The organism is Rhodopseudomonas sp., assembly GCF_048594845.1.
GTDB lineage: Bacteria > Pseudomonadota > Alphaproteobacteria > Rhizobiales > Xanthobacteraceae > Rhodopseudomonas.
The window spans coordinates 1-7577 of the sequence record NZ_JBMDXE010000060.1 but is presented as its reverse complement, the minus strand read 5'-3'; the positions used below and the strand labels follow the sequence as shown (position 1 = coordinate 7577).

Here is a 7577-nt window from a genome sequence, read left to right as displayed (position 1 = left end):
CTGGGTCTGCAGCTTCTCGACGACGTCGCCTTCCTGGATCAAATCGTGCTTCAGCTTGATGCCGGTGATCTCGCTGAACGCCTTGGCCAGGGTCTTGGATTCGTACTCGTGCGTGGTCAACGTCTCGGAGACAACGTTGATATCCATGCCCTTGAACGGCTCGGCCGCCTTGGCGTACCACTGCAGTTCCTTGAGCTGATCTTCCTTCGACAGCGTCGACGGCTGGAATTCCTCGTCGATCCACTTCTTCAGCACCGCGTCGTCGGCCGACCACGCCGGCGCCGCCAGCGTCATCGAAGCCGCCACCAGCGCCGCAGCGCTCGCCATCGTCATCAGCCGCGCGCGGCCGAGTTGATTAGTGCGTCCGATCAAGTGTCGCATCCTTGGTTCCTCCATTAAGCGACAGCACTTCAGGCCCGGGTTGATCCCGGATCTGTTCCTCATTCGCCGGCTCAGACGGTGCGAAAGATCACACCGGCAGAGACCAGCGACAGCCCCGTGGCGAGCCAGAGACTCGACACTTCGACACCCTCACCGACCGGCAGCGTGAACAACGGGTCGGTGCCGACCACCGCGATCCACACCAGGTGAATCACGGCGGCCAAGATCAGCGATAGAAACAGCCGGTCGCCGCGCGTCGTCGGAATCCGCAGCACGCCGACGCGCTCGACTTCCGGATAGGCCACGGCCAGCCAAGTCATGGTCCCGAGCGTGCAAGTCAGCGCTACGAAGAACGCCGCCGTCGGCCATGTCCACGCCATCCATGCGAAGGAGTCCATGATCAGAGTTCTCCCCGTTCGAATCCGCAATCGGCAACGTGCCCCGGATGCTGCGCAGCGCGCCGCGCTTGCGGCGTGCTGCGCTGCTGATCCGGGGCCCCGGTGTTGTGCGGTCGCCAAACTGGGGTCCCGGGTCTGCGGAGCAGCACTGCGTGCCGCACCGCGCCCGGGACACGGGCGGAGAATGCATCATGAGAGTCGTGCAAGCCCGACGTGGCGTCCATCATTCTCTCACACCCGCCCCAGCGCAAAACCGCGCGCGATGTAGTTGCGGACGAACCAGATCACCAAGGCCCCCGGAATGATGGTGAGCACGCCGGCGGCGGCGAGCAGGCCCCAGTCCATGCCGGCGGCCGACACGGTGCGGGTCATCACCGCCGAGATCGGTTTGGCGTTGACCGAGGTCAGCGTCCGCGCCAGCAGCAGTTCGACCCACGAGAACATGAAGCAGAAAAACGCCGCGACGCCGATGCCGGAGGCGATCAGGGGCATCAGGATCTTCACGAAGAAGCGCGGAAACGAGTAGCCGTCGAGGAACGCCGTCTCGTCGATCTCCTTCGGCACGCCGGAGACGAATCCTTCCAGGATCCACACCGCCAGCGGCACGTTGAACAGGCAGTGCGCCAGCGCGACCGCCCACGGCGTGTCGAACAGGTTCAGCGCCGAATACAGATTGAAGAACGGCAGCGCGTAGACGGCGGCCGGCGCCATGCGGTTCGACAGCAGCCAGAAGAACAGGTGCTTGTCGCCGAGGAAGCGATAACGCGAGAACGCGTACGCCGCCGGCAGTGCGAACGAGATCGACAGCACCGTGTTGATGACGACGTATTGCAGCGAGTTGATGTAGCCCGAATACCAGCTCGGATCGGTGAAGATCGTCCGGTAATTCTCCAGCGTCGGCTGATGCGGCCACAGCGTCATCGTCGAGACGATCTCGCCATTGGTCTTGAAGCTCATGTTGACGAGCCAGTAGATCGGCAACATCAGGAAGAACAGATAGAGCGCCATCACGACGCGGCGGCCGGGGATCGAATGCATCACGCGTTCCCTTCGGTCGGCTGGCGCTCGGCGCCCGCATTGGTCATCACGGTGTAGAACACCCAGCACACGATAATGATGATCAGATTGTAGACGATAGACAGCGCCGCGGCCTTGCCGAGGTCGAACTGCCCGAGCGCGATCTTGACCAGCTCGATCGAGATGAAGGTGGTCGAATTGCCCGGCCCGCCGCCGGTGACGACGAACGGCTCGGTGTAGATCATGAAGCTGTCCATGAAGCGCAGCAGCACGGCGATCAGCAGCACGCGATGCATCTTCGGCAGCTGGATCGCCTTGAACACCGCCCAGCGCGACGCGCCGTCGATCTGCGCCGCCTGATAATATGCGTCAGGGATCGACTTCAGGCCGGCGTAGCACAGCAGCGCCACCAGGCTGGTCCAGTGCCAGACGTCCATCACCACCACGGTGGCCCAGGCGTCGAACTCGTTCGAGACGTAGTTATAGTTGAAGCCGAGATGATTGAGCGTGTAGCCCATCAGGCCGATGTCGGGGCGGCCGAAGATCTGCCAGATGGTGCCGACCACGTTCCACGGGATCAGCAGCGGCAGCGCCATCATCACCAGGCAGAACGCCACCGACCAGCCGTGGCGCGGCATCGCCAGCGCCACCACGATGCCGAGCGGCACCTCGATCGCCAGGATGATCGCCGAGAACGCCAGATTGCGTCCCAGCGACGCGAAGAACCGCCCGCCGAGGTCGCTCGACGGATCGAGCAGTTCCTTGAACCAGCCGACCCCGTTCCAGAAGAACTGGTTGTTGCCGAAGGTGTCCTGCATCGAATAGTTCACCACCGTCATCAACGGCAGGATCGCCGAGAACGCCACGATGGCGAACACCGGCAGCACCAGGAACCAGGCTTTCTGGTTGACGACCTTGTCCATCAGGCGACTTGCTCCAGAGCGCTGCCTTCGACGATCTCGCTGTTGGCGTAGACGTGGATGCGCGACGGTTCGAATTGCAGCCCGGCCTCGTCGCCGCTCGGCGTAAAGCCGTCCGGCACCCGCGCGGCGAACTTGGCGTCGCCGACCCGCACCGAGGCGAAGCGGATGCGGCCGAGATCGTCGATGCGCTCGATGCGGCCCGACAGCACACCCGGCGCCTTGGCGGTGAGATGCACGAATTCCGGCCGCACGCCGATCTCGATCTTGGCGCCGGCGGGCAGATTGTCGTAGCCGCGCGCCAGCCGGATGGCGTGGCCGCTGACGATTGCATCGCGCCCCTTCACGTCGGCCGCCACGATGTTCATGCCGGGCGAACCGATGAAGTAGCCGACGAAAGTGTGGGCCGGACGCTCGAACAATTCTTCCGGCGTGCCGCTCTGCACGACGCGGCCGTCGTGCATCACCACCACCGTGTCGGCGAAGGTCAGCGCCTCGGTCTGGTCGTGGGTGACGTAGATCATCGTGAGGTCGAGCGCGCGGTGCAGCGCCTTGAGCTTGCTGCGCAGCTCCCACTTCAGATGCGGATCGATCACCGTCAGCGGCTCGTCGAACAGGATCGCGGCGACGTCGTTGCGCACCAGGCCGCGGCCGAGAGAGATCTTCTGCTTGGCGTCGGCGGTGAGCCGCGTCGCCTTGCGCTTGAGATTGGCGGTGAGATCGAGCAGCCCGGCGATCTCCTCGACGCGGCGGTCGATCTCGGCCTTCGGCACGCCGCGGTTCTTCAGCGGGAAGGCGAGATTTTCCCGCACCGTCATGGTGTCGTAGATCACCGGAAACTGGAACACCTGCGCGATGTTGCGCTCGCGCGTACTGAGTTGGGTGACGTCCTTGCCGTCGAACAGGATCTTGCCTCGCGACGGCGTAACGATCCCGGAGATGATGTTGAGCAGCGTGGTCTTGCCGCAGCCCGATGGCCCGAGCAGCGCGTAGGCGCCACCCTGTCGCCAGGTCATCGACACCGGCTTCAGCGCATAGGCGGCCGGCGGCAGGTCGTCACCGACCAAGTAGGAATGAGCAAGATCGACGAGATCGATACGCGCCATCGGGCTGCCCCTCAGTTCGACTTCGGCGCGGCGACGAGGCGGTCGGCCGCGTCGAACACGAACAGATTGGCGGGATCGAGGACCGCGTCGAGCGTCTGGCCCGGCTCGAATTCGTGCACGCCGTGCAGCACCGCGACCCAATTGTCGTCGCCGCGCTTCAGATGCACGAAGCTCTCCGAACCGGTGATCTCGGTGATTGCCACTTTGGTCTGGAACGCGTGCCGATCCGGATCGGCGCGCTTGACCTCGATCTGATGGGCGCGGAAGCCGACCCGGTAGGCGCCGTCGCCGAGCCCGGCGAACACGCCGTTGGCCGGCGCCGTGACGCCGCCCGCGTAGTGCACCGTGCCGGCCTTCTTCTCGGCACCGACGATATTGAGCGGCGGATCGGAAAACACCTGCGCGACGCGCAGCGTATCGGGCTTGCGATACACCATCGGGGTCGGGCCGACTTGCAGCGCCTGGCCTTCCCACATGCAGATGGTGCGGCCGCCGAGCAGCAGCGCTTCGGACGGCTCGGTCGTCGCGTAAACGAAGATCGCGCCGGAGGCCTCGAAGATCTTCGGCAGTTCGGTGCGCAACTCCTCGCGCAGCTTGTAGTCGAGGTTCGCCAGCGGCTCGTCGAGCAGCACCAGGTCGGCGCCCTTGACCAGCGCGCGGGCGATCGCGGTGCGCTGCTGCTGGCCGCCCGACATCTGCAGCGGCGTGCGCTGCAAATACGGCTCGAGCTTCAGCAGCTTCGCCGCTTCCTGCACGCGCTGCTCGATCTCGGCGCGCGGCTTGCCCTGCACCCGCAGCGGCGAGGCGATGTTTTCGTACACGGTGAGCGACGGGTAGTTGATGAACTGCTGATACACCATCGCCACCGAACGGGTGCGCACGTCGGCGCCGGTGACATCCCTGCCGTCGACGAGCACGCGGCCGGAGGTCGGCTTGTCCAGGCCAGCGAGCAGCCGCATGATCGAGGTCTTGCCGGACAGCGTCGGCCCGAGCAGCACGCTCAGCGTGCCGCGCTCCAGCGTCAGCGACACGTCGCGGATCGCCGGCATCCCGTCGATCGTCCGGGTGACGTTTTCCAGGCTGACACTCATGCCCGGCCTCCCATCTGTTGCTGGGGCTTCTCGGCGAAACTGTTCGCCGCGACCCACTCCTCGAGCGCGGCAATCGCCGAAGGCGTCAGCCGCAGACCGAGCTTGGATCGGCGCCAGACGATGTCGTCGGCGCTGCAGGCCCATTCGTGTTTCATCAGATAGCGGACCTCGGCTTCCGTCAATGTGGCGCCGAAGTCGCGGCCGAGATCGGCCATCGAGGTTGCGGTGCCGAGCACCTGCCGGGCGCGCGTGCCGTAGGCATGCACCAGGCGATAAGCGTGCGGCTGGGACAGGAACGGGTAGTCACGCATCAGTTGCGCCACCAGCGCCGGGCCGCCATCCACGGCAAAATCGCCGCCGGGAAGCGGCTGCTGCGCAGTCCAGCCTTCCTTCGCCTGCACGCCCTTGACGTAAGGCGCGAGCTTTTCCAGCGCCTCTTCGGACAGCCGCCGATAGGTGGTGATCTTGCCGCCATAGATCGACAGCAGCGGCGCGCCGCCGGGCTTGTCGAGCTCGAACACGTAGTCGCGCGTCGCCGCCTTGGCTTCGCTGGCGCCGTCGTCATACAGCGGGCGCACGCCGGAGAACGTCCACACCACGTCGGCGGCCTTCACCGGCTTGGCGAAATACTGGCTGACGGCATCGCACAGATAAGCGATCTCTTCGGGCGTCGCCTTCACCTGCGACGGGTCGCCGTGATAGTCGCGATCGGTGGTGCCGATCAGCGTGAAATCGCCCTGATACGGGATCGCGAACACGATGCGGCCGTCGGCATTCTGGAAGATGTAGGCGCGGTCGTGCTGATACAGCTTCGGAACCACGATGTGCGAGCCCTGCACCAGCCGCACTTTCGAGGTCGCATTCACACCGGAGCCGGACGCCAGCACATTCTCGACCCACGGGCCGGCGGCATTCACCAGCGCGCGTGCCTGGATGGTGCTGCGCACGCCGCTGCGCATGTCCTCGGTGGTGACGTGCCAGATGCCGTCGTGCTGGCGTACTTCAACGGCGCGCGTGCGCGTGCGGATCTCGGCGCCGCGGTCTGCCGCGTCGCGCGCGGTCAGCACCACCAGCCGGGCGTCGTCCACGAAGCAGTCGGAGTACTCGAAGCCTCGGCTGAAGCGCCCCGGGATCAGCGGCTTGCCGACCTCGTCACGGGCGAGGTCGACCGAACGCGTCGGCGGCAGCAGCTTGCGGCCGCCGATGTAGTCGTAAAGAAACAGCCCGAGCCGCAGCCGCCAGGCCGGCCGCAGGCCGGAATGATGCGGCAGCACGAAGCGCAGCGGGCCGATGATATGCGGCGCGATCTGCCACAGCCGCTCGCGCTCGATCAGCGCCTCGCGCACCAGCCGGAATTCGAAATATTCGAGATAGCGCAGGCCGCCATGGATCAGCTTGGTCGACCACGACGAGGTGCCGCTGGCGAGGTCGTTCATCTCGCAGAGGAAAACGGAATTGCCACGGCCGGCCGCGTCGCGCGCGATCCCGCAGCCGTTGATCCCGCCGCCAATGATCGCGAGATCGAAAACCTTTCCCACCGACGCTCCTCGCCAAGGCTTGCGAATTGCTGCACTGCAGCTTTCGCTTCTGTCGAATTTCTTTCGAGACGAAATAGATCAGAATACAAAACGAAAGCAAGGGTGATGTGACGATTCTGCGGCGACTTCTGGGAAGAGCCGAATCCACGAATGAAATGAGTGAGTTAGATCGGCTAGGCCGCTGTATCGTCGAGATCTTCGGCGCGCTTCGGCAGCGCTTCGATCACCTGGATGCCGTGCGCATCGCAGATGGTCTGCAGGGTCGGCGGCAGCGGCTCGTCGGTGACGAAGGTCTGGATCTGGCTCAGATGCGCGATCCGCACCGGAGCGCTACGCCGCAGCTTGGTGGAGTCCGCCACCAGCATCACGCTGCGGGCATTGGCGATGATCGCCTGCGCGGCCTGCACCTCGCGGTAGTCGAAGTCGAGCAGCGCGCCCTCTTCGTCGATCGCCGAGGCACCGATGATCGCGTAGTCTACCTTGAACTGCCCGATCAGGCTGATCGCCGTCGAGCCTATCACCGCACCGTCGGCGCGCCGCACCGTGCCGCCCGCGACGATGACTTCGATGCGCGGATACTTGTAGAGCTGCATCGCGACGTTGAGATTGTTGGTAATGACCAGCAATTCGTGATGCGACGTCAGTGCGCCGGCGACTTCCTCGGTGGTGGTGCCGATGTTGATGAACAGTGAGCAGCCGTTCGGAATCTGCGCGGCGGCCGCGGCGCCGATTGCGCGCTTTTCTTCCGCAGCGACAAAGCGGCGCGCCTCATAAGCAAGGTTCTCGACGCCCGACGCGATGATCGCACCGCCATGGATGCGCGTCAGCGAACGCTGGTCGCAGAGGTCGTTGAGATCCTTGCGGATAGTCTGTGCCGAAACTTCGAAGCGACGGGCGAGATCGTCCACCATCACCCGGCCCGACGCGCGGGCGAGGTTGAGAATTTCGGATTGACGTTGGCTCAGGGCAGTCACGCGTACACCTGGAAAGAATCTCGTCCATGGTGCGACCGTTCGCGCCCCGCGTCAACGCGGCTCGCTCCCACAAGCCGATGCCCACCCGCGGCGTCATCCTGAGGTGCGAGCGAAGCGAGCCTCGAAGGATGGGCCTCGCACACCCGTGTCCA

General features: G+C 65.0%; 7 protein-coding genes and 1 pseudogene. All 8 read right to left on the bottom strand.

Annotation, left to right across the window (positions count from 1 at the left end; genetic code table 11):
• A pseudogene (locus tag ACOJTD_RS03095) lies at positions 1-327 on the bottom strand (carbohydrate ABC transporter substrate-binding protein); the annotation flags it as partial.
• A 125-nt stretch (positions 328-452) separates the two neighbouring features.
• Positions 453-779, bottom strand: a complete 327-nt coding sequence (locus tag ACOJTD_RS03090; RefSeq protein WP_420131474.1) for a DUF2160 domain-containing protein — start codon at positions 777-779, stop codon at positions 453-455.
• A gap of 231 nt (positions 780-1010) precedes the next feature.
• Positions 1011-1817 (bottom strand): carbohydrate ABC transporter permease, encoded by an 807-nt coding sequence (locus ACOJTD_RS03085; RefSeq protein WP_420131473.1) that lies wholly within the window; start codon positions 1815-1817, stop codon positions 1011-1013.
• A complete protein-coding gene (locus ACOJTD_RS03080) occupies positions 1817-2719 on the bottom strand; it encodes a carbohydrate ABC transporter permease (RefSeq protein WP_420131472.1) in 903 nt (300 codons plus the stop codon). Before ACOJTD_RS03080 ends, ACOJTD_RS03085 begins: the two co-directional genes overlap by 1 nt.
• Positions 2719-3822: an ABC transporter ATP-binding protein gene (locus tag ACOJTD_RS03075; protein WP_420131471.1), complete on the bottom strand. Its 1104-nt coding sequence runs from the start codon at positions 3820-3822 to the stop codon at positions 2719-2721. The genes ACOJTD_RS03080 and ACOJTD_RS03075 overlap by 1 nt, the downstream gene beginning before the upstream one ends.
• A gap of 11 nt (positions 3823-3833) precedes the next feature.
• The gene (locus ACOJTD_RS03070; protein ID WP_420131470.1) at positions 3834-4913 is read right to left on the bottom strand and encodes an ABC transporter ATP-binding protein; all 1080 of its coding nucleotides are present in this window, start codon (positions 4911-4913) and stop codon (positions 3834-3836) included.
• Positions 4910-6451: a glycerol-3-phosphate dehydrogenase gene (gene glpD, locus ACOJTD_RS03065; protein WP_420131469.1), complete on the bottom strand. Its 1542-nt coding sequence runs from the start codon at positions 6449-6451 to the stop codon at positions 4910-4912. The genes ACOJTD_RS03070 and glpD overlap by 4 nt, the downstream gene beginning before the upstream one ends.
• 173 nt (positions 6452-6624) lie before the next feature.
• On the bottom strand, positions 6625-7425 hold the full coding sequence (locus ACOJTD_RS03060; RefSeq protein WP_420131468.1) for a DeoR/GlpR family DNA-binding transcription regulator: 801 nt from the start codon (positions 7423-7425) through the stop codon (positions 6625-6627).
• Positions 7426-7577: the final 152 nt, after the last annotated feature.